The sequence below is a fragment of the Buchnera aphidicola (Cinara pseudotaxifoliae) genome (assembly GCF_900128595.1).
Lineage (GTDB): Bacteria > Pseudomonadota > Gammaproteobacteria > Enterobacterales > Enterobacteriaceae > Buchnera_F > Buchnera_F aphidicola_J.
Window position 1 is genome coordinate 328,226 of the sequence record NZ_LT635893.1, and the last position, 25,572, is coordinate 353,797.

At 21.8% G+C, this 25,572-nt stretch carries 15 protein-coding genes and 2 pseudogenes; 15 read left to right on the forward strand and 2 right to left on the reverse strand.

Annotated elements, in window-relative coordinates; all coding sequences use genetic code 11:
- Positions 1-224: 224 nt before the first annotated feature.
- A complete protein-coding gene (locus BUCIPSTX3056_RS01405) occupies positions 225-1,190 on the reverse strand; it encodes a hypothetical protein (protein WP_075474826.1) in 966 nt (321 codons plus the stop codon).
- Between the two features lie 208 nt (positions 1,191-1,398).
- Here BUCIPSTX3056_RS01405 and prfB point away from each other — a divergent pair.
- From prfB to tusA, 8 genes and pseudogenes are all read left to right on the forward strand, one after another.
- Positions 1,399-2,506 (forward strand): peptide chain release factor 2 gene (gene prfB, locus BUCIPSTX3056_RS01410; RefSeq protein ID WP_231938283.1). Its coding sequence is split into 2 segments (ribosomal slippage): positions 1,399-1,482 and positions 1,484-2,506, totalling 1,107 coding nucleotides; the frame shifts between segments, so codons are not numbered across the junction.
- Positions 2,507-2,515: 9 nt separating this feature from the next.
- A complete protein-coding gene (gene lysS / locus BUCIPSTX3056_RS01415; protein ID WP_075474828.1) occupies positions 2,516-4,033 on the forward strand; it encodes a lysine--tRNA ligase in 1,518 nt (505 codons plus the stop codon).
- Between the two features lie 157 nt (positions 4,034-4,190).
- Positions 4,191-5,444 (forward strand): diaminopimelate decarboxylase, encoded by a 1,254-nt coding sequence (gene lysA / locus BUCIPSTX3056_RS01420; protein ID WP_075474829.1) that lies wholly within the window; start codon positions 4,191-4,193, stop codon positions 5,442-5,444.
- 139 nt (positions 5,445-5,583) lie between these two features.
- Entirely contained in the window at positions 5,584-6,930 is a 1,347-nt protein-coding gene (gene miaB, locus BUCIPSTX3056_RS01425) for a tRNA (N6-isopentenyl adenosine(37)-C2)-methylthiotransferase MiaB (RefSeq protein WP_075474830.1), read from the forward strand.
- A gap of 124 nt (positions 6,931-7,054) precedes the next feature.
- Positions 7,055-7,447, forward strand: a pseudogene (gene ybeY, locus BUCIPSTX3056_RS01430) (rRNA maturation RNase YbeY); the annotation flags it as partial.
- A gap of 287 nt (positions 7,448-7,734) precedes the next feature.
- On the forward strand, positions 7,735-10,305 hold the full coding sequence (gene leuS, locus BUCIPSTX3056_RS01435) for a leucine--tRNA ligase (protein ID WP_075474831.1): 2,571 nt from the start codon (positions 7,735-7,737) through the stop codon (positions 10,303-10,305).
- A 4-nt stretch (positions 10,306-10,309) separates the two neighbouring features.
- Positions 10,310-11,305: a hypothetical protein gene (locus BUCIPSTX3056_RS01440; RefSeq protein WP_154021613.1), complete on the forward strand. Its 996-nt coding sequence runs from the start codon at positions 10,310-10,312 to the stop codon at positions 11,303-11,305.
- Between the two features lie 131 nt (positions 11,306-11,436).
- Positions 11,437-11,664, forward strand: coding sequence for a sulfurtransferase TusA (tusA, locus tag BUCIPSTX3056_RS01445; protein ID WP_075474833.1), 228 nt, complete (start codon positions 11,437-11,439; stop codon positions 11,662-11,664).
- A 33-nt stretch (positions 11,665-11,697) separates the two neighbouring features.
- Here the strand turns inward: tusA and asd are convergent, their stop codons facing one another.
- A complete protein-coding gene (gene asd, locus BUCIPSTX3056_RS01450) occupies positions 11,698-12,813 on the reverse strand; it encodes an aspartate-semialdehyde dehydrogenase (RefSeq protein ID WP_075474834.1) in 1,116 nt (371 codons plus the stop codon).
- Positions 12,814-13,581: 768 nt separating this feature from the next.
- Between asd and BUCIPSTX3056_RS01455 the strand changes: the two genes are divergently transcribed.
- The 7 genes and pseudogenes from BUCIPSTX3056_RS01455 to recD all read left to right on the forward strand — a co-directional run bounded on the left by BUCIPSTX3056_RS01455 (position 13,582) and on the right by recD (position 25,558).
- On the forward strand, positions 13,582-14,730 hold the full coding sequence (locus BUCIPSTX3056_RS01455) for a phosphoglycerate kinase (protein ID WP_075474835.1): 1,149 nt from the start codon (positions 13,582-13,584) through the stop codon (positions 14,728-14,730).
- Positions 14,731-14,797: 67 nt separating this feature from the next.
- Complete coding sequence (gene fbaA / locus BUCIPSTX3056_RS01460) at positions 14,798-15,877, forward strand: class II fructose-bisphosphate aldolase (protein ID WP_075474836.1); 1,080 nt, start codon at positions 14,798-14,800, stop codon at positions 15,875-15,877.
- 252 nt (positions 15,878-16,129) lie between these two features.
- Positions 16,130-17,041, forward strand: a complete 912-nt coding sequence (gene mscS, locus BUCIPSTX3056_RS01465; RefSeq protein WP_082253745.1) for a small-conductance mechanosensitive channel MscS — start codon at positions 16,130-16,132, stop codon at positions 17,039-17,041.
- Positions 17,042-17,203: 162 nt separating this feature from the next.
- Positions 17,204-17,866: pseudogene (locus tag BUCIPSTX3056_RS02115) on the forward strand (exodeoxyribonuclease V subunit gamma); the annotation flags it as partial.
- Between the two features lie 1,179 nt (positions 17,867-19,045).
- Positions 19,046-20,230 carry a hypothetical protein gene (locus BUCIPSTX3056_RS02105; protein ID WP_331712099.1) on the forward strand — a complete coding sequence of 395 codons (1,185 nt, stop codon included), beginning with the start codon at positions 19,046-19,048 and terminating at the stop codon, positions 20,228-20,230.
- Positions 20,231-20,267: 37 nt separating this feature from the next.
- Positions 20,268-23,756: an exodeoxyribonuclease V subunit beta gene (recB, locus tag BUCIPSTX3056_RS01475; RefSeq protein ID WP_075474839.1), complete on the forward strand. Its 3,489-nt coding sequence runs from the start codon at positions 20,268-20,270 to the stop codon at positions 23,754-23,756.
- Positions 23,753-25,558: an exodeoxyribonuclease V subunit alpha gene (recD, locus tag BUCIPSTX3056_RS01480; RefSeq protein ID WP_075474840.1), complete on the forward strand. Its 1,806-nt coding sequence runs from the start codon at positions 23,753-23,755 to the stop codon at positions 25,556-25,558. The genes recB and recD overlap by 4 nt, the downstream gene beginning before the upstream one ends.
- Positions 25,559-25,572 lie beyond the last annotated feature (14 nt).

The following is a 25,572-nucleotide window of genomic DNA, read 5'->3' on the forward strand; positions in this document are numbered from 1 at the left end:
AATTTTTAAAATTACGTAATTTTAAAAATTTTGTCAAAAAAAATTTTTTATACTTTATTTAAGTTGATTCAATATTTTTAAAATAGATATAATACAAATTTTATATAAATTTTTTTTCTAAAATTTATTATCCTAGTATGTTATATAAATTATTTAAATATCATTCTTTAACGATTTATTTAAATTTACTAATTTTTTTAAAAAACAATCATTACAAAAATTTACTATCTAGTAAATAGAGTAAACTTAACAAATGGATTTGACTGTATAAAAAAAACATTTTTTTTTTTTAAAAAATTTTTTTTTATACGAATTTGTAGTAATATTCTTTTAGAATATATATATACCCACGATAAAACTATACCAACATGGTATTTATCACCTGATTCATTATCTAAATATTCAACAGATTCACCTATATTAGGATTAAATAAAGAATCATTACTGATTAAGGAACAAACTGTAAATGTATTAATCCTTTTATTTTCATATTTACATAATACTTCTTGTCCATAATAACAACCTTTATTAAAATCAATAGCATTCCATTTTTTTAAATCCAAAGATTGTAATATAAAACGACCTGATATTTTTTTATCAATTATAGGAAAACATGCTTCAATATCTAAGGCTAACCATTGTGTACTAGTACTCAGTGCTGCAGCATATTTCATAACTGTTAAAAATTTTTTTACTTGATTTTCATGTACTATAATTAAAAATCTGTTAATAGGTTGATTAATTTTTAAAAAAATAAAATAATCTCTTTTTATTACTGAAATACATTTATTAAAACTTATAGAAAAAAAATTTTTTAATATAATGTCTAAATTTCTACCACATAAGCCAAATAAATGAAAATTGTTATCTTCAAAAATGTCTACTTTAGAAAACAAAGAATATTTTTTTAATTCATATAAATGCTTTTTACAAATTGAAGAACGTACAATATATAAATAACAATCATTATATTTAACTATAAAAAATGAAGTCCATACTTTTCCATTAATATTACAATGAGCTCCAATTTTATAGTCATGCTTATCAATTAAATTCATATCTATTGTAAATTGATTATTTAAATATTTTTTTTTGTCTAATCCTTTTACGCAAATTACGGACCAACCATGTAACCTCATATACATATTAGGTAACTTGTTACTTAAATAAATATTTGAATTATTTTGCATAAATTACTCTTTAAGAAAGCCCCCTGAATATGTTGTATAGTACATATCATATGATATGATACATTTATTAACACTTGTATAAATCATTGTATGATAAAAAATATCACATATATATGTGAATGTAATGTACTATTATAAAAAATAAAAAAAACATATATATATTAAAAATAAAATTTTATAAATAAAACTTTTAAAAAAAAACATAAAAATGAAAAAAAAATTAAATTTATCTTCTTTAATAAAAAAAATACAATTATTTAAAAAAAAAATAATATCATTAAAGAGGAATCTTTGACTGCGTTAACGAAAAAAAAAAAATTCAATCTATTGATAATAAACTAAAAAATTTAAAATTTTATAAAAATTCTAAATTAATATCACAATTATATAAAAAAAAATACATTTTATCTAAAAATAAGAAAAACGTTATGCAAATTACTAATATTCTACAAGATACAGAATATTGGATAAAAATATTTACTAAAGAACCTGATGTAACTATTGAAAAAGAAATCAATATACAGTACCAAAAACTAAAAAAAAAAATAAATAAACTAGAAATATGTACCATGTTTAATAAAGAACACGACTACAATAATTGTTATATAGATATACAATCAGGATCAGGGGGGGTGGAATCACAAGATTGGACAAAAATGTTATTAAAAATGTATTTAAAATATTCATTTAGTAAAAAATTTAAAAGTAGCATTATATCTCAATCAATAGGAGAAACCGGAGGTATAAAATCTATTACATTAAAAATCAAAGGTAAATATGCATTTGGTTGGTTTAGAACTGAAGCAGGTATACATAGATTAGTACGAAAAAGTCCTTTTGATATAAACAACAAAAGACACACTTCATTTAGTTCTGTATTTGTATATCCTGAACTAAATCATGATATTCATATTGATATTCAACCAAAAGATTTAAGAATAGATGTCTATAGATCTTCAGGAGCCGGAGGACAGCACGTTAATAAAACAGAATCTGCTGTACGTATTACACATATACCTACAGGTATCGTAACGCAATGTCAAAACGAAAGGTCACAGCATAAGAATAAGCATACTGCTCTAAAGCAATTAACATCTAAATTATACCGAATAGAGACAGAAAAAAAAAACACGGAAAAAAAACAAATAAATGTAAAAAAACCTAGTATTCGATGGGGAAACCAAATTCGTTCATATATATTAGATGATTCTAGAATAAAAGATATTCGAACTAAAATAGAAAGAAACGATATATATCAAGTTTTAAATGGTGATTTACATCAATTTATTGAAACTAGTTTAAAAATAGGATTATAAAAATAAAACATGTTAAAAGAAATTCAAAAAATAAAAAACAAAAAACTATTAAAAAATGAATTCAACACAAGAAAAAAAAAATTATTTCAATTACGTCAATTAGGTTTTAATTTTCCTAATACTTTTAATTGTACAAACAACATCAAAGATGTATTAAATACATATCAAAAAAAAACAAAAAGTGATTTACATAAATTATGTTTTGTCATTAAAATTGCTGGAAGAATCATAAAAAAAAGAATTTTAGGAAAAGCCGCTTTTCTAGTGATATATGATAATAATCATACGATTCAAATATACATAAAAAGTAATTTATTTGCACAAGATTATTATAAAAATTATATTCTAGAATTAGATTTAGGAGATATAATAGGAATAAAAGGAACATTATTTAAAACCAATACATTAGAATTATCTATTTATTGCAAAAAAATATATTTATTAACAAAATCTTTAAGACCGTTACCAAACAAATATCAAGGATTAAAACAACAAGAATTAAAATATAGAAAAAGATACTTAGATCTTATCTCTAATCTCCAAACTGCAAGAATTTTTAAACAAAGATCTTCTATTATTTCAAATATTCGTACATTTATGATACAAGAAAAATTTTTAGAAGTTGAAACACCAATGATGCATCCTATTCCTGGAGGAGCTAACGCAAAACCATTTATTACTTATCATAACTCTTTAAGCAAAAAAATGTATTTACGAGTATCCCCTGAACTATATTTAAAAAGGTTAATTATCGGTGGTTTTAATAAAATTTTTGAAATAAATAGAAATTTTAGAAATGAAGGGTTATCAACACAGCATAATCCCGAATTTACTATGATGGAAATTTACTTATCCTATAGCCAATATACTGATATGATGATTCTTTTAGAAAAATTATGTATTTTTTTAATAAAAAAAATTTTTAATTCATATATTTTTACATATGATAAATACCAGTTAAATTTTAAAAAACCATTTAAAAAAATGACTATGATACAAGCAATATTAAAATTTAACAAAAACATTAATATATCTGATTTAAAAACACTAGAAAAAGCTAAAAAATTAGCACTAAAATTACACTTAAATGTAAATACGCACGCGTCACTAGGAGAAATAATTTATTTAATTTTTGAAAAAAAAACAGAAAAAAAAATAATTACACCAACGTTTATTACTGAATATCCCGTTGAAGTTTCTCCTTTAGCTAAAACTAATAATGTAAATAAAAATATCACAGATAGATTTGAATTTTTTGTAGCAGGACATGAAATAGCTAACGGTTTTTCTGAGCTTAATGATCCAGAAGAACAAAAAAGACGTTTTAAATCACAAAAATTACAAAAAAAAAATGTAGAAAATTTAAAAAATTTTTATTACGATAAAGATTATATTACTGCTTTAGAACATGGGTTACCACCTACATCTGGTTTAGGAATAGGCATTGATAGATTAATCATGATTTTAACTAATCAAAAAAATATTAAAGATGTTATACTGTTTCCAATTTTAAAAAATAAAAAATAACAATAAATTAGATAATTAATTTAAATAAACTTAATTACCTATAAAAAATGATTATTTCAATTAAAAGATAAATAAAATTTAACTTTATATAATAAGAGATATTATTAATAAATTAAACATTACTAATATTTATTCAAACAAGATCTATGGGAAAAAAATGCAAGAAAAATTAAATATTTCAAATAAAATATTAACAAGAAAAAATCTTATTTATTTAATAAAAAAATATAAAACACCGTTATGGGTATATAATGCAAATATTATTATTAAACAAATAAAAAAATTAAAACAATTTGATATCATTCGTTTTGCACAAAAATCTTGTTCTAATATACATATATTGAGAATAATGAAAGATTACAATGTAAAAATAGATGCAGTTTCTTTAGGGGAAATAAAAAGAGCCTTAATTGCAGGATTTAAACCATACAATAACAATATTGTATTTACATCAGATATTTTAGAAAAAAATGTACTAAAAGAAGTAGTCAAAAAAAACATTCCAGTTAATGCTGGATCCATTGAGATGTTACATCAATTAGGAAAAATGTCTCCAGGACATCCTGTATGGATTAGAATTAATCCTAGATTTGGCGGAGGACATCATATTAAAACAAACACAGGAGGAGATCAAAGTAAACATGGAATTTGGGATTTTATGCAAGCTGTATCAATAATTGAAAAATATCATTTAAATCTCATTGGACTACATATACACATAGGATCAGGAGTCAACATAAAGAATTTATACCGAGTATGTGAATCTATGAAAAATCATGCTATTCAATTAAATAAAAAAATACAATTTATATCCGCTGGAGGAGGATTAAGTATACCATATAAACCACAAGATAAAGAAATTCATGTAAACGATTATTTTAAAAAATGGAATAATGTAAAAAAAAAACTCATATCTACTTTAAATTGTCCTATCAAATTAGAAATCGAACCAGGTCGTTTTTTAGTAGGTCAATCTGGAATATTGATAGCAAAAGTACATTCTGTAAAAAAAACTCAAACAAATATTTTTATACTAATTAATGCAGGATTTAATGATTTAATGAGACCCGTTTTATACGGTAGCTACCATGAAATAACAGTATTACATAAAAATATTACAGATATCAAAAAAATACCTATCATTAGAGGTATAGTAGCCGGACCTCTATGTGAATCCGGAGATATTTTTACGATACAAGAAACGGGAATAATTCTACCCCGAAATATTCCTGAAGTACAACCAGGAGACTATATAATTATCCATAATACCGGTGCTTATGGATCATCTATGTCATCTAACTATAACAGCCGACCCTTCATTCCAGAAGTGTTATATGAAAAAAAAACCTTTAGATTAATAAGAAGACGTCAAACAATAGAAGAAATGCTGTCATTAGAATTACCTATATAAAAATCATATATGATATATATCATCATGTTAAAATATATGATATCTTATAGATCATAAAAAACAATTGTATATTTCAATAAAAAAAATAATACTTATACAATAATATCATTAATAGTTATTTTATGTGTACATATGAATTATGAATAAAAAGATAATCAAAAAAAAAATATATATCAAAACATGGGGTTGTCAGATGAACGAACACGACTCTTCCATAATTGAGAATATACTAACAAAAACAAATAATTATGTTATTACTAAAAATCCAGAAAAATCAGATATTTTAATTTTAAATACTTGTTCAATAAGAGAAAAAGCTCAGGAAAAATTATTTCATCAGCTAGGTCGTTGGAAAAATTTTCAAAAAAAAAATTCTAATATCCGTATAGCTGTTGGTGGATGTGTAGCTACTCAGGAAGGAAAAAAAATCTACAAACGAGCTAGATTTGTTAATATAATTTTTGGACCTCAAACATTACACAAACTACCTGAGTTAATACATCAATCTTATCATACTACAAATTTAATTATTGACGTTACAACATCATCTTTAAAAAAATTTGAAAGTTCAATTAACACTCGTGTTAATAAAAAATTCACTTCGTTTGTTACTATTATGGAAGGATGTAACAAATATTGTTCTTTTTGCATCGTACCTTATTCTAGAGGAAAAGAAGTTAGTAGACAGCACAAGCATATACTATCTGAAATTAAAAAACTTTCTACACTGGGTGTGCGAGAAGTGGTTCTGTTAGGTCAGAATGTAAATGCATATAAAACATATGATTATATTAATAAAATAAAATATAATTTTTCAGATTTATTGTATTCAATCTCAAGAATCCCAAAAATCAATAGAATTAGATATATAACTAGTCATCCTATGGAATTTGGTGAAGATATCATAACAGCCTACAAATATATTCCCCAGTTAACAAACTTTCTGCACTTACCTGTACAGAGTGGATCAAATAAAATCTTAAGATTAATGAAAAGAGGTTATACAATAGAAGAATATGAAGACTTAATTAATAAACTAAAATTCATTCGACCAAATATAAGTATCAGTTCTGATTTTATTGTTGGTTTTCCTGGAGAAACACATCAGGATTTTCAGAAAACATTACAATTTATTTCAAAAATCAATTTTGATACAAGTTATAGTTTTATTTATTCTCCTAGACCGGGAACAAGAGCTGCGAAATTAGCTGATTGTACTACTATAGAAGAAAAAAAAAATAGATTATCCTTATTACAAAAAAAAATAACTCAACAATCCTTCCAATGGAGAAGAAGAATGTTAGGTACTGTACAATCAGTACTAGTTGAAGGTTCTTCTAAAAATAATACTCAAGAATTGTACGGAAGAACAGAAAATAATAGAATTATTTATTTTTTTGGAAAATCAGAACTAATTGGAAACTTTGTACAATTAAAAGTTATAGATATTAATTATAACACATATTTAAAAGGAGTAATTAATTAAAAAAAATAAATAAATAACACTTTTTTTTAATCTTTAAAATAATTATGTTAATAAATACTATGAAAATATATATACAAATTGCATGTAAAAAAAAAATTTTTTTCCCAAGAAAAAATTTTTTTTATCTTGTTTGAAAAAAATTTTTAAAAAAAAAAAAGTAGAGATTACTATTAGAGTAGTAGATCTTATAGAAATCCAATTTCTTAATAAAAAATACCGCAATAAAAATACACCTACAAACGTACTATCATTTCCAGCTACCAATAATGTGCATATAAAACATAAATTTAAATATTATATCGGAGACATTATACTCTGCGCGCGTTATATCAATAAAGAGGCTTTATCATTAAAAAAAAATATATTAGAACATTGGGCGCATATGATAATTCATTCTACTTTACATTTATTACATTATACACATAATACTTCTCAATCTAAAAAAAAAATGCAAATCGTAGAAAATATAATTATGAAAAAATTAGGATTTCTTAAACTACATAATTTAAATGAATGATTCAAAATAAAAAAATCAAAAAAATCATTTTATTTATAAATAAAAGAAATTTTTATTTTTACAAAATTTATTTTTTATAAATAAAATTTATTTACATCAAATACTAATAAATAATATCTAGATTTTTAAAACAAACTATATAAATAAATCTAATAAAAAAATAAATTCTTTAATTTAATTTCAATCATTAAAATAATTATATATATAAATAAAAAAGATACAACAATTTTAAAAATTATAGCAAAAATTTTTAAAAAATTATTATAAACTTTATATACGGGGAAGTTATGAAACAAAATAAATACGTTCCAAAAGAAATAGAGTTATTTGTACAAAAATATTGGATAAAAAATAAAATATTTTCTGTAACAGAAGACAAAAAAAAAGAAAAATTTTATTGTTTACCTATGATGCCTTATCCATCAGGAAAATTACATATGGGTCATGTTCGTAATTATACCATTAGTGATGTAATAGCACGTTACCAAAGAATGCTTGGAAAAAATGTGTTACAGCCAATTGGATGGGATGCATTTGGTCTACCAGCAGAAGAAACAGCCATAAAAAACAAAATTTCACCATATAAATGGACTTATCAGAATATATCTGTTATGAAGCAACAGTTGCAATCTCTAGGATTTAGTTATGATTGGAGTAGAGAACTAACTACTTGTAAGCCAGAATACTACAAATGGGAACAGTCTTTTTTTATAAAACTATTTCATAAAAATCTTGTTTATAAAAAAAAAACTATAGTAAATTGGTGTCCTATTGATAAAACAGTTCTTGCTAATGAACAATCTCAGAACGGTAAATGCTGGAGATGTGGGTCTAAAATTACATTTAAAAAAATATCGCAATGGTTTATAAAAATCACTGCATATGCTGGTGAATTATTAAAAGATTTAAAATTTTTAAAAAAATGGCCTAAAGAAGTTGTTTCTATGCAAAAAAATTGGATTGGAAAATCCAAAGGTATACAAATAAAATGTAAAATATATCATTTAAATTATTTTTTGAAAATATATACAACACAACCAGAAACTATAATGGGTGTAACGTTTTTTGCAATATCTGTATATCATCCAATAATTTCTAGCATTTTAAAAAAAAATACTCAAATCAAACAATTACTAAAAAATAACTCTAAAATATATGATGAATATCAAAAAAACAACAATCTAATAGGCATTAATACAAATTTATTTGTATTACATCCTATTACTCAAAAAAAATTACCTTTATGGATTACAAATTATGTTAAGCATGATTACGCTACTGGCGCAATTATGGCTGTACCAGGAAATAGCAAAATAGACTGTTCTTTTGCAAAATTATATAATATTCCTATTAAATTCATATTTTCGAAGAATATTAAGCATTCTAAAAAAAAAGATAAAATCTTAATAAATTCTCATCCATTTAATAATTTAACTATAAATAAAGCTCGAAAAATTCTTTCTGATGTTCTTATTAATAAACAAATAGCAAAAAAACGTATTTTTTATAAAATAAAAGATTGGTGTATTTCTCGACAAAGATATTGGGGCGCTCCCATTCCTATGTATATAAATAAAAAAAATCAAATATTACCAGTTCCAGAAAAAAAATTACCAGTAGTCTTACCAGACTATATACATAAAAAAAAATACACTAAATCATTAAAAGCATATACTAGTTGGCTAAAAACCAAAATGTCTGGAAAAGATGTAATTAGAGAAAGTGATACATTTGATACATTTATGGAATCTTCTTGGTACTATGCAAGATACACAAATCCTAATTTTAATACAGACATTTTAGATATTAAATCAACAAAATACTGGTTACCTGTAGATCGATATATAGGAGGAATTGAACACGCGGTTATGCATTTAATATATTTTCGATTTTATCATAAATTATTACGTGACTTTGGATATGTTCATTCTCAAGAACCTGTTGAGCAATTAATCTGTCAAGGCATGGTTATAGCTGAATCATTTTATATGTATAATAGTGATGGAAGTAAAACATGGTTGTCATCAGATAATTTGAATATTATTCGTAATAAGAGCGGAAATATTATCGATGTTTCTCAAAAAAACACCTCTAACAACATTATTTACGCTGGAAAAATAAAAATGTCCAAATCAAAAAATAATGGAATAGAACCTAGTTGTATTATTAATCAATATGGAGCCGATACTTTGCGGTTATTTTTGATGTTTGCAGCTCCGGTAAATAAATCTTTAGAATGGAATTCTCACAGCATTATAGGTATGCATAGATTTTTAAAAAAAATATGGAATTTTGTTCATTCCATAGACATAGATAACTACAAAAATATCAATAATATCAATCTTTGCAAACAAAAAAAAATATATAATCAATTAAATATTACTATTGTTAAAGTAACCCATGATATACACAAAAAAAATTCATATAATACAGCTATTGCACATATAATGAAATTTTTTAACTTTATAATAAAGTTAGATAAAAAAAAAAAAATTAATTCACAAAACTTACTTAAATCTATAAAAATTATAATAAAAATGTTATATCCGTTTACACCACACATTTGTTTTATATTATGGAACAAAATTAATAAACAGAAAAACTGTATTGATATGGAAAAATGGCCTAAACCAAAATCATGTTTAATACCTGAAAAAAAATCAATAATAATAGTTCAAATTAATGGAAAAAAAAGAAATATTATTAAAGTATATAATACTATCTTAAAAAAAGAAGTTATTAAATTAATTACTAAACATAATAAAACTAAAAAATATTTTTATAATGTAAAAATTCATAAAATAATTTATATACCACTAAAAGTTATTAACTTTGTATTATTAGAAAAAAAAAAATAAAACCATGCTTACAAATACTATGAATTTAAAAAAAACTATTAATAAAAAAAAAACAAAAACATATATTATTTTGGAATCTAAATATATTTTTATTAAAGAAACTCAAGATATTATATATAAGTATATCAATAAAAAAAAAAAATATAAAAAAACTAATATAATAATTAATCATCATACTGATTGGGAACATATTTGTAATCAAATAAAACAACAAGATTTATTTTTTACTACACATATTTTTAATATAACTATTTATGATTCTAATATATCTACAATTTTAAAAATTAATATGAATAAAATAGAAAACTTATCTAATAATAAAGTTATTAAAATTTTTTGTTTTCCTAAACTAAAATATAATTTTTTATGTAATAATTTTTTTCATAATTATACAGATAATTATATTATATTGATTAATAACTCTTTTTCTTATATTAACAATATTAATCACTGGATAAAAAAAAAAATAAAAAGAAACAACACTGAAATTAGTTTGTCTGCAAAAAATTTTTTATTAAAAAAATTCTACATCAATATAAATTTTTTTGCAAACTTACTAGAAAATATGCTTTTACTATATCCAAATATAAAAATCACATATAAAAAATTATATAATTATTACAAAAAAACACAAAAACTTAGATACTATGATTGGATGAAGTCCATTGTAAATTTTAAACAAAATCAAGCCATTAAAAAATTACATATATTAAAAAAACAAAAATACGATATTACTATCTTAATTAATTCTTTTAAAACATTAGTATATATACTTTTGTTTCAAAAAAATAAAATTTTTATGAAAAAAAACTATATTTTTTTTTCATTGTATAAAAAAAAAATAATGAAATTACCTATATATTCCATAATGAAAACAACTACACTTAAAAAAATCTCATTAGCATTGAAATTACTAAAAAAAATAGAACTATGTTTACAACATAATCATAAAAAAATAATATGGATGCATTTAAAAACATTATCTATAATTTTAATTTAAAACAATATATTTATAAATATCATAATTAATGCATCTAAATTATCTTATATATAAAAAATACAATTAAAAATAAGAAATTTTTATTAAAATATATTTTCTAAGTAAAACCTGAATATTAAAAGGTATAAGTCATGCCAATTATAGTAGATTTATTGAAATTACGATGTCCAGAAGTAATAATGATGTTAAGAAAAAAGATAAGAACTTTAAAAAAAGGTCAGAAAATTCTAGTACTAACAGATGATAAATTTAGTAATACAGATATTATTTTATTTTGTAGATTCATGAAACACAAGTTGTTATCGATTTCATTCAATAAAATTCCATATACATATTTAATCAAAGTTCATACCAAATAAAAAATATATTAATATTTAATATTATAGATTTATTTATAATGATTTTATCAAAATATTTAATATACGACGTAAAGGTTCAGCGGCTCCCCATAATAATTGATCACCAACCGAAAAAGCAGAAAAATATTTTTTTCCAATATTTAATTTTTTAATTCTTCCCACAGGGATGTCTAATGTGCCTGAAACTCGTAAGGGGTTTAGTTGGTCAACGGTAGAATCAAAATTATTATCAATTACTTTTACCCATGGATTATGAGATGAAATCAACAATTCAAATTCTCGAACTGAAATATCACGATTCAATTTAACTGTAAAAGATTGACTATGACAGCGTAGAACTGGTACTCGAACACATGTACCATCAATTAAAATATTTTTTTTAGAATTTAATATCTTATTAGTTTCCGCAGATCCCTTCCATTCTTCTTTAGTTTGTCCGTTGTTCATTAGTATATCAATCCATGGAATTAAATTTCCTAATAATGGAGTTTTTAGATTATCTTTAGAAAGATACATATCGTTTAAGGATTCAGTAAATATTTTTTCTATACTCAAAATTGATTTTGATAAAGGAAGGTGTGGAGAAATATTCTTATATACATATTCTATTTGTTTGATCAAATCCAACATACCTCTTGAACCACTACCAGATACTGATTGATAGGTAGATACAGAAATCCAATCAATAAGATGACTTTTAAACAAACCACCAAGAGCCATCAACATCAGACTCACTGTACAGTTTCCGCCTACAAATGTTTTAATTCCTTTTTCTATGCCTAACTGAATGGATTTTAAATTAACTGGATCTAAAACAATGATAGAGTCTTGATGCATTCTTAAACAAGAAGATGCATCAATCCAATACCCTTTCCAACCAATCGTTCTTAATTTTGAATAAATTTGAGTTGTATATTTTTCACCTTGACATGAGATAATGATATCCAAAGTTATTAAACATTCAATGTTATATGCATCTTCTAGACGCTCCGAAGTGTTATTTGTAACTTGTGGAGGAATTCCATAAAATTGTGATGTTGTAAAAAATACTGAATGAAATCCAACAAAATCATTATTTTTTTGTAAACTATCTAATAAAACTGAACCAACCATTCCTCTCCAACCAACAAAACCAACCAATTTTTTCATAATTATTGTTCTCAATTATGCAAATTTATGTAATAAACAACAAAAATTTTATACCCATATAGCTATATTATTATATATATCTTATTAAATATAATTAATATGTTATTATTTATTTAATATAATTAAATTATTATAAAAATTACATTAAATTAACTAATAAATAACAAGCTCATTACTTTGTTAAGATTAATAATTTTATTATACTATAAAAATTAATAATTTAATAAAATACTTATAGTAATTATTACTAATATGAACTACATTATAAAATAAAGTATTTTCTAAAAAAATGTAAAAACTATATTTCTAAACGAATAAATTATTAAAATTCACTAAAAAATAAAATTATGCATATATCTTTAATATTATATAAAATAAATATTTTATATAAACCTTATATGTGTAATACTAACCATGTTGTAAATTTTTAAAACATGTTAATTAACTAAAAATTATTTATTATTTTTATTTTCAAAAAAAATAAAAATAACAATTAAATACATATAATTTTCAAAAAAAAACAACACTACATTAGTAATTACTTAAATATAATTTATATTTTTAAAGTGTCTATTAAACATGTTTATCACCTAAATAAATAATTTTTATATATATAAGAAGATTATATTAAAAACTATATTTATTTAATACAATCAAAACAACAAATAAAAAAAATCAAAAAATCATATGTACTAAATAAATAAATAATTACAAATATCAATATTTATATAATCAAAAAATACATAAATAAACAAATGGAAAAATAATATGTTACATATGCAAGATGTTGATTTAAAAAATAAAAGAGTATTCATTAGATTAGATTTAAATGTTCCTTTACACGAAGGAAAAATTACTTCTAGCGAAAGAATTGATCGAGCAATTCCAACAATAAACTTAGCATTAAAAAAAAATGCTAAAATAATAATAGCTTCCCATTTAGGTAGACCAAAAGAAGGTCAATGCACTAAAAATTTTTCTTTGTTTCCTGTTTTTAAATATTTACAAAAAAAATTATCTGGAATAAACATGATTTTTTTACAAAATTATTTACAAGGAATATCGTTAAAATCTAATCAAATTACAGTACTAGAAAATGTTCGATTTAATCAAGGAGAAACACAAAACAACGAGGAATTATCTCAAAAATATGCTAATTTATGTGATGTTTTTATAATGGATGCTTTTGCTACTGCTCATAGAATAGAATCTTCTACATATGGAATTTGTGATTTCGTAAAAAAATCGTGCATTGGTCCATTATTATATTCAGAAATAACAACATTAAAACGCATATTCGATAAATCAAAACACCCTATAACTACAGTAATCGGTGGAGCTAAAGTATCTACAAAATTTAAATTATTAAGCTCATTACTAAAAATTACAGACAATATGTTAGTAGGAGGAGGAATAGCCAATACATTTATCTCTACATTTTATTCAGTAGGAAAATCGTTATATGAAAAAGATTTTCAAGAAAAAGCAAAACAACTATATAAAACAAAAAAAATATTTTTACCAATAGATTCTTTAGTTAGTACATCATATTCAATAACTTCAAAAGCGCAAAAAAAATCAGTCTCTAACATTATGCCTTATGAAGAAATCTTAGATATAGGCGAAAAAACTATTCAAAATTATATAAAAACAATTCAACAAGCTAAAACAATAATTTGGAATGGTCCTATGGGAGTATTTGAATTTCCAAACTTTAGAAAAGGAACTCAAAAAATTGCACAATCTATTGCAAATAGTAATGCTTTTTCTATTGCCGGAGGAGGAGATACTATTGCGGTTATTGATTTATTTAACTTAAAAAACAAAATTTCTTATATTTCTACAGGAGGAGGTGCTTTTTTAGAATTTATAGAAAATAAAACTTTACCTATTTTAGAAAAACTAAAAAACCAATAAACTACAAAGTTGATAGTATTTTTAATAAAGCATATTAATGATAATATTGTATTAAATAGGAAAAATTATGTGTAAAATTTTAGACTACATCAAACCAGGCGTACTAAATTCCAAAGAAACACAAATTATTTTTTCATTAGCTAAAAAACATAAATTTGCTATACCGGCTGTAAATTGTATTAGTACTGATTCAATGAATAGTGTATTAGAATCTGCTGCAAAAACGCAATCTCCAATAATTATTCAGTTTTCGTATGGAGGAGCTTCTTTTATCAGTGGATTGGGATTAAATAATAATAAAAATCACTCCAATGCTATAATTGGCGCTATTTCAGGAGCACAGCATATTCATTTATTAGCTAAATATTATAAAATACCAGTTATATTACACACTGATCACTGTGATATTAATAATCTTGCATGGATTAACGGTTTAATTAGAGAAGGAGAAAAGTTTTTTAAAAAAAATAAACGTCCATTATTTTCTTCACATATGATTGATTTATCTAAAGAATCAATAAAAAAAAATATAACTATTTCATCTCAATATTTAAGAAAAATAACTAAACTTGATATGATGTTAGAAATAGAATTGGGTTGTACTGGAGGAGAAGAAGATGGTGTAAATAATCTTCATATAAATAAAAAACTATTATATACTGATACTAAAGATATTTATTATACTTTTAATAAATTAACTAAAATTAGTAATAATTTTATTATTGCTGCAGCATTTGGAAATGTACACGGAGTATATCAACCTGGCAATATATTATTAAAACCTTCTATTTTAAAAAAAGCACAAACATACGTCAGCAAAAAAAAAAAATTACCGTATAATCCGTTAAATTTTGTTTTTCATGGAGGATCTGGAACAAAAATCAATAACATTAAAAAGTCTATTGATTATGGAGTTGTAAAATTTAATATTGATACAGATATACAATGGAATTATTGGAAAGGTGTTTTAGATTTTTATTGTACTAATAAACAATATTTACATAGTCAATTAGGAAACTCCTTTGGAGCTGATAAACCAAACAAAAAATATTACGATCCTAGAGTATGGCTAAGAAAAGCACAAAATAATTTAAACAAATATTTAGAAAAAATGTTTAAACTACTAAATTCTTTTGAAAAATTATAAATGACAATAAATATATATTCTTATTGTTAAAATCTAAAATCATGATATGATGATATATAATTTTTATCATTTAAAATAAATATATAGTATTGTTGAATATTTTTTAAAACAATATATTATAAAATCAATAATTTTAAATTAATAAGATATATAAGTTAATTATCATTTTTTAATATTCAACAAAAATATTTATTTTTAATACTCTCTAGTACAATAAAAATGCGCAAAAAAATTTTTGCTATAAAAAAAATAATAGAAGCATTCCATGTAATAAATCACATAAATAACATTGGTTTATGTTTTTTATTAAATAAACAAATGTTTGTATCTTATATAACAAATTTATTTTTTGCAATTATTATAATGATTATTGGTTTTTTTTTTAGTCAATTTCTTGCCAACGGAGCTCTCAAATTATTTTCTGCGCGTCATATAGATAACACTGTTTCTGGTTTTTTATCTACTTTAGCACGTTATATAGTTATTACTTTTACAGGCATCATTGCTTTAGGTCAGATCGGTGTGCAAACAAAATCTATAATTGCTATAATAGGAGCATCGGGTATGGCTGTAGGATTAGCCCTACAGGGATCTCTATCAAATTTTGCTGCTGGTGTCTTGTTAATTCTTTTAAGACCTCTCAGAACCAGTGAATATGTGAGTTTAGGGAATGCTTCTGGAACAGTATTACATGTACATGTTTTTTATACAACTTTAAAAACACTTGATGGAAAAATTATAATTATACCTAACGGAAAAATTGTTGCTGGTAATATTATCAATTATTCTCGTGAACCAATACGAAGAAATCAATTTGTAATAAACGTTGCTTATGATTCAGATGCAGATCTAGTAATTTCAGTATTACAAGCAGTTATCGATAAAGAAGAACGTGTTTTAAAGCATCCAGGTAATTTTGTTGGATTGAACGAATTTTCACCTTCTTCATTAAAATTTGTAGTAAAATGCTGGTGTCATACAAAAGAATTAAATTCTGTATATTCTGATTTAATGCTAAATTTTAAAAAAGCTTTAGATGAACATAACATCACTATTCCATACCCAAAAATGGATATTTATTTATATAAAAAAATAAATAAAATATTAAAAATCAGTGATACAAATATCGTAGAAAGAAAAAAAAGTAATACACATAAAATTTAAAATAACATAGCGTAGAACAACATATTTCTACGCTACAAAAATCATATTACTAAGAATATTATAAATTACTATGTTAAAAATATATCAATCCAATCAAATGAATTTTTTAGTAAAAAAACTATGTAAAAAAGTACAATCTGAGAAAAAAATCTTAAAAAAAAAACTATTTTAATTAATAATACTTATATACAAAAATGGCTGGAAGTACAAGTATCTAAAAAATTAACAGTTTGTATGAACACACAATATATAGAAATTTCTAAATTTTTTGTTAATTTAATAAAAAAATCAGATTATAACTTTAAAAAAAAAATACCTAACATATTTGAAGCAAAATATTTAAAATGGATTTTAATGTCTATTGTTAGCAAAAAAGAAGATTGCATCTTTTTAAAAGAAAACAGTGTTCAATACTGTAATTATGAATTTTGTTCATATATGGCTAATATTTTTATTGAATATATTTTTTTTCAACCAGATTTAATTTATACTTGGGAAAAAGAAATAAAAAATAATATTTGGAAAAAAAAAAACACATGGCAAAAAAAATTATGGGGTGTTGTAATACAACAAGCAAAAATTTTAGGAATAAACAGTTTTACTGAAAGTATAAAAAAATTTAAAAGTAATATGAATAAATCCTATTTTTTAAAATTGATACCGAAAAAAATATTTATATTTTCAAATACATCCATTAATCCGTTTATTAAGATAATTTTATATGTCATTCAAAATGTCACTTCAATATATTTATTACAGTACTCACTTAAAAAAAAAAGATACACAAATCTATCAACCAATTTTTTAAATAAAAAAATTGTTTCATCAAAAAAAAAAAAAAATAAAAAATTCTTATATTATAAAAAAAATTTTTTTTATCAAAAAATATATAAAAATAATATTTTATATACATTACAATACGATATATTTAATAATTCAATAGAAACTAATTTACCAAGAACAATATACCATAAAAATCATCATTATCTTTCTATAAATCAATGTAATTCATATTTACAAGAAATTCAAGAATTATACAAATATATAATATATATATTAAATATTGACAAAAAAATAACACTAAATAACATTTTAATTACAGCAGATAATATAAAATCCTACATTTTTTATATTAAAAATATATTTAATTCTACAAAAAAGAATAATTCTCTAATTCATAATACCTCGAAAAAAAACAAAACAAAAAAAAAAATAATTTTAACTATAAAAAATTTATTTAAAATTAAAAATAACCGTTTTAAGTGTTCATGGGTTTTATCTCTTCTAAATACAAAATATTTAAGAAAAAAGTTTTTTATTAAGTCTTGCGATATTAAAACTCTATACACAATTACATCTAATTTAAATATTCGTTTTGGATTTAATAAACATCAATTCAACAACATGTCCATTCCTGAAATTAATACATATTCATGGGAATATGCAATTAATAGAATAACAACAGGATATGGAGTACAAAAAAATCATTCAATATGGAATAATGTTTCTGTGTATAGTGTATCCTGTAGTAAAAGTAATATACTATTAGGTAATTTTATTAATTTAGTCATTAAGTTAAATCAACTAAGAAAAAAATTATCACGTAAAAAAGTATTAAAAAATTGGTTTCATATTTTAAAAAAAATAATAAATGATTTTTTTTCTGTACCCCTTGAATACAAAAAATTCTTTTTTATTCTAGAAAAAAAATGGAAAAATATCATCTCTGAAGGAATTGTTATGAATTACTCAAAAAAAATATCTATTGACATTTTAACAGATATTTTTTTTAAAAATAATTATTTATTATTTAAATATAATGCGTTTTTTACTGGAAAAATCAACGTTGTAAATCTAAAAGATATAAGAACTATTCCGTTTAAAATGATTTGTGTTCTAGGGTGCGTACAGGGAAGCACTCCTCCTCTAAAAAAAACAGATTTATTAAACCTTTCTAAAAAAAAAATACTTGAGAATAATAAAAATATTTTTTTTGAAACCATCATGTCTACTCAAAAATATTTTTTTTGTAGTTTTGTTAAAATAACAACTGCAGAAAAAATATCTTATGCATCAAAATATATCTTGGATATCATATTTTATCTAAAAAGATTTTTTTACATAAACAAGAAAGTATGTACTAAAAAAAAAAAAAAATATATTAATAAAGTTTATATCAAACATAAACACACAATAAATAATGTATATTTTGCAAACCAAAAAAAAAAATATTTTTTACACAAAAAATTTTTTTTCAATAACTATAAAAAAATAAAAATCATCACCAAAAAAACTATTTCAATTAAAAAATTAATAAATTTTTGGAAAAACCCAATTCAATATTATTTCAAAAAAACATTAAAAATACCAAAAATAAACAACACTATACAAATACTACCAGAAGATGAATTGTTTTCTATCAATCCTTTAAATAAATATTTTATTAATAAAAAAATTTTAAAAAAAAAAATTCTAAAGCAAAAAACTAATTTTTTATATAAAAAACTAAAATTACAAAATAAAATTCCACATGGACGCGTTGGAAAATTTTTGTGGAAAAAACAAGAAAAAAAAATAAATATCTTGGCAAAAAAAATTAATGCTTTAAGAAAATCCCCTATCAAAATAAACATCAGTATAAAAATAAAAAAATATAAGTTATCAGGAATTATAAAAGAAATTAATACATCCGGTCTAATTAAATGGTCTGCTAACAAAATTAATTATAAAACTATAATTGCAACATGGATAGAACACATAATTTATTGTACATCATATTCATGTAAAAAAAGCGTATTATTAGGATTAAATAATTCAAGTATAAATTTTTTACCCTTAAAAAAGAATAAAGCTAAAAAATACTTAAAAAAATATATTCAGGGATACTTAGATGGCATCAAAAAACCTATTTTAATATTAAACTCTGGAATTACATGGTTACAATCATTATACATTCCAAAAGATCGTTTGTTAGCTACTGATGTCGGTGTTTATGATGTTGCCAAAAAAAATTTTTTAAAAACATGGAATGGAAATTCATTCTTTTTAGGTGAAAAAAAAAACACTTATATCCAAAAATTAATTCCATACCTAAATATTACGATAATGAAAAAAATCTGTAATACATGTAAATATTGGTTGTTCCCTCTATTTAAAAATTCTAATATTAAAAAATATCATTTAAAATAAAAGTATTATATTAATATAAACTTATTAACTAAAAAAAATGAAATATACTTCTTTAGACATGAAAAAAATACCTAATTACGGTATTACTTTAATAGAAGCATCTGCAGGAACCGGAAAAACATCTTCTATTATTATTCTATATCTACGTTTACTTTTAAATATTGGCATAAAAAAAACGTACAACAGACCGTTATCTATTTATGAAATATTAGTAGTTACATTCACGGAAGCATCAAAAAATGATTTAAAAAAAAGATTATACAAAAAAATTTGTCAATTACATTTTTATTGTATTAACGGTAGCAAAAAAAAACATGAATTAATCGATATCATTAAAGATATTCAAGACATAAAAAAAACTACTCAATTATTAAAATATGCAAAAAAAAATATTAATTCGATCATGATATATACATTACATAGTTTTTTTTTAAATACATTACATGAGCAAAAATTTTTATGTAATCAAAAAATACCTAAAAAGATACTTGAAAACATAGAAAAAATACAATTAGAAGCTACAGAAGATTTTTGGAGAAATTATGTATACGGAGAAAACAAAAATATCGCTGACTTCGTGATAAACAATTGGGCCACTCCGAAAAAATTATTTGACTGTATAAATATTTTTCTTAATCAAAAAAACATAAAAAATCATCATAATTTTTCAAAAAAAACCAATTTAAATAAAAAATTTAATGATATTATAAATAAAACTAATAAAACTAAAAATTTTTGGAAAAAAAATAAAAAAAAAATACAAAATTCGATAATGAATATCGAACAAAACAAAACAACAAACAAACAAAAAAAACTTAAAAAATGGTTTTATCAAATCAATAAATGGTCTATAAAAAGCACAAATCGTCATAAAATTCCAAAAATATTAAAAAATATTCAATTTCATAAAATACTATCAAATCAATTACTAAAAAAAAATTCTCCATATATTTTCTTTAAAAAAATAGAAAAAATTTTTATAAATTATAATTTATTTTTTAAATACTTTATTTTTATAGCCCTAAAAACAATACCTAAAATAATTCAAAAAAAAAAAAAAGAAAAAAAAGGATTAGAATTCGATGATTTAAATAAAATCATGTTAAAACAAATTACACTAAAATCATCTATAATAAAAAAAAACATCATCAAAAAAAATACAATTACTATAATTGATGAATGTCAAGATATAGATAACACTCAATTTAATATATTTTACAAACTATATAATAACGTACATAATAAATCACTGATTTTATTTGGAGATCCTAAACAATCTATATATGGTTTCCGTGGAGCAAATATATTTTTGTATTTAAAAATCAAAAAAAAAATAAATAAACATTTTATTTTAAAAAAAAATTTTCGTTCATCTACAAACATAGTAACTGGAATTAATAATTTATTTTCTCGTGTAAAAAAACCATTTATATGGAAAAATATTGATTTTCATAATTCATCATCATATTCAAAAAATAAAAAAATTTATTTTTCAGTTAATAAAATCAAACAACCAGCGTTTAATTTTATTGTAAAATATGATGTTGAAATAACAACTAATGAATATTATTCGTGGATTTCAAAAGAATGCGCTAACTCCATTTATAATTGGTTATCAGATAAATTTAATAAAACGTCACTGATCAAACTAAAAAATCAAAAAAAACGCCGTATTCAACCTAACGATATAGCTGTTTTAGTAAAAAATAAATATGAAGCTAATTTAATTAAAAAAGAACTGCACAAAAAAAAAATTAGTTCTATTTATACTTCTCGTAAAAAAAACATTTTTCATACTACAGAAGCACGAGAATTAATGTTAATTATGGATGCAATAATTAATTTATCTGATACATTGAAATTTAAAAAATTATTAATGACAAAAATATTTAATATAAGTATACCTAATATTCAGTTAATTAATAATCAAAAATCTATATATTTTCTTTTGCTACAAAAATTAAAAAAATATTACTTAATATGGAATACTATAAATATTTCAAAAATGATTGCAAAAATAATAATTGATTTTAATTTATTAGAAAGAAATATGTATATATGTAAAAATAATATTAACATACAAAATATTACTACTATATGTAAAATTCTAGAAGACAAAAACCAAGATATCACAAATAAATTTTTATTAGTTGAATGGTTAAAAAAAAAAATTTCGCAGAAGAGTGTGGAAAACAGTGAAATTATTTATACTGAAACAACAAATAGAGCAAATTATGCGGAATCTGTTAAAATAATCACAATATATAAATCAAAAGGATTAGAATATCCGGTAATATGGATTCCTTTTTTTAGCAAGTTACAGACACTAAAAAACAATTCTGTATCCTTAAAAAACACATTATCTGAAGATCTCCGTTTATTATATGTAGCTATAACCAGAAGCATAGTACATTGTACTATAGGTATAGCAGTAATTTCTAGAAAAAAAAAAATTAACATCAATCATAAAAACTATACAAATTTCCATAATAGTAGTATAGGTTTTTTAATACAAAAAGGAAAAAAAACCAATTTAGATGAGCTAAAAAAAGAATTGTATAGTATACAAGATCCTGAAATTTTTCAAATAAAATATACATGTAAAATAAAAGGAACGGTTTATAAAAAAAAAGTCATACAAAAAAATGATATTGTATACTTAAAATTATTTAAAAATGCAATCAATTCTTGGAATAAAATTAGTTTTTCTAAAATCATAAACAAAAATTTACTTAACAGTAGTCATCGCATTTTACCTGTTTTTCAAAAAAAAACGTCTTTATTAAAAAACAATCAATATATATCTTGTAAAAATAACATTCATAAATTTCCTAGAGGAAAAGAATATGGATCTTACCTACATAATATTTTTAAAAAAATAAATTTTACCAAAAAAAAAACCATAAAAAAAACTCTTAACCGATTAAATTATTTATTATTGTCTGAAACATGGATTAATAAATTATATACTTGGATATGTAACTTTATATCAAAACCATTATACAAAAATTATTTAATTTTAAATCAGTTAAAAACTACAGAATATCAAAAAGAAGTTCGTTTCACCTTACCGATAAAAAAAAACATTGATATAGAAAAATTAAATTATATTATTAAAAATTTTGATCCATTATCAAAAAAATGTACAAATATTAAATTTGAAAATATCTCGGGTATACTTACTGGAATCATAGATTTTATTTTTTTATGGAATAAAAAATACTATATTATTGATTATAAATCCAATTGGTTAGGACCTAATCATGCTTATTATACTCATAAAAATTTTCAAAATGAAATAATTAAATATCGTTATGATATACAATATCAGTTATATAGTTTAGCAATGCATCGTTATTTAAAATTAACAATCAAAGATTACAACTATAAAATCCATTTTGGAGGAATGTTCTATTTATTTTTAAGAGCTTTTGATGAAAAAAACGATTCTAAAGTTTATTTTATCAAACCTAATTATCCATTAATACATAACTTAGATAAATTATTACACGGAAATTTTATATGATATCTCAAAATAAAAAGAAATTTTTTAGAATAATCAATAAAGCAAAAATTAACAATAAAATTTTTTGTATAAACTTTTATTTTTGTTTTCATGAAAACTTTTTAAATACTGCACCAGAAGTGATATTAGTACTGTTATTTTTAAGTCAATCACTACATTCTGGGCATACATGTATACCAATAAAGATATTCCAAAAAAATAAATCATTTTCAAAAAAAAACGATTTATTTTTTAAATTATTTCAATTGGTAATTGAAGACAATCAGAACTGGTTTGATATTGTTATTGATAGTAACTTATGTAGTAACGGAGTGCGCAAAACCCCTTTAGTTTTAGAAAGAAAATATTTATATATATATAAATATTGGTATTCTAAAACCAAAATATTTGAATTTATTTATCATCAAAGTTTAAAATTTAATACTACAAATCTAAAAAAATACATAAAACTAATAAAAAAAATCTGTCCAAAAAAAATTGATGACAGTCAAGTTATAGCGATTCAAACAGCATTATTAAACAAGATATGTTTTATTATTGGAGGACCAGGAACAGGAAAAACCAGTATATTAGCATATTTAGTTTTAATTTTAATTAAAAGTACCAAAAAAAAAATTAATATTCAGTTATCAGCATCAACAGGAAAAGCTGCTGCTAGATTAACTCAATCAATATATTATATTTTAAATAAAAAAAACATGAATAAATGTGAAAAATTATCATATCCTAAAATAGGAGTAACTATTCATAGTTTATTTAATGTTCAAAAAGAAACTAATCAGTGCAATCATAATTATATAAAACCTTATAAAAAATTAGATGTATTGATTATAGATGAATGCTCTATGATAGATTTAAACATGATGGATATTATCATTACTAATATAAAAAAAAAAACAAAAATAATATTTGTAGGAGATATTAATCAATTACCTCCCGTAGAAAACGGATTTGTTTTAAAAGAAATATGTAATACTGAACATCAAAAATCTTTTAAAAATGTACAGTTGAATAAATTTAATAATATAAATAATCAAGTAAAAAAAAAACAATATATTGCTATTTTAACAAAAAAATATAGATTTATTAAAAATTCAAAACTCGCCGCTCTTATTCACTTGTTAGAAAAAAAAAAATATTATAGTATATTAAATTTCTATAATAAAAAATATTCAGATATTATATGGAAATCATTAAAAAAACCATCCGAATATTTTAATATGCTATATAAAATAAAAAAATATTATGAAAAATATATACAATTTCTTAAAAAAAATTCTGATCCTAAAAAAATAATTCAAAAATTTAATAAATATCAAATCCTATGTGCAATAAAAAAAGGAATTTATGGGACAAAAAAAATAAATGAATATCTAGACAAATGTTTTTTTTATGAAAAACAAAAAAAAAATCAAAAAAAAAATTTTTTTTATCATGGAAAACCATTATTAATCAAAAAAAATAATATTTCTCTAGGATTAATGAATGGAAATATTGGAATATGTTTGTTCATAAAAAAAAAAATAAAAGTATATTTTATTCTTCCAAATCAAAAAATTCATATAATTGATCCATATATACTTTTAGATTATGATACTGCATGGTGCATCACTATACATAAGTCTCAAGGATCAGAGTATTCTTCTGTTCAAATTATTATTCCTAATAATTTTTATTCAATATTATCAAAAGAATTATTTTATACCGCTATTACCCGAGCAAAAAAAAAAGTTACTCTATACGCTAATATACGTACGATAAAATTTATGATAAGAAATCAAAAAAAATATATTACAGATTAAATAAAAATTTTTAT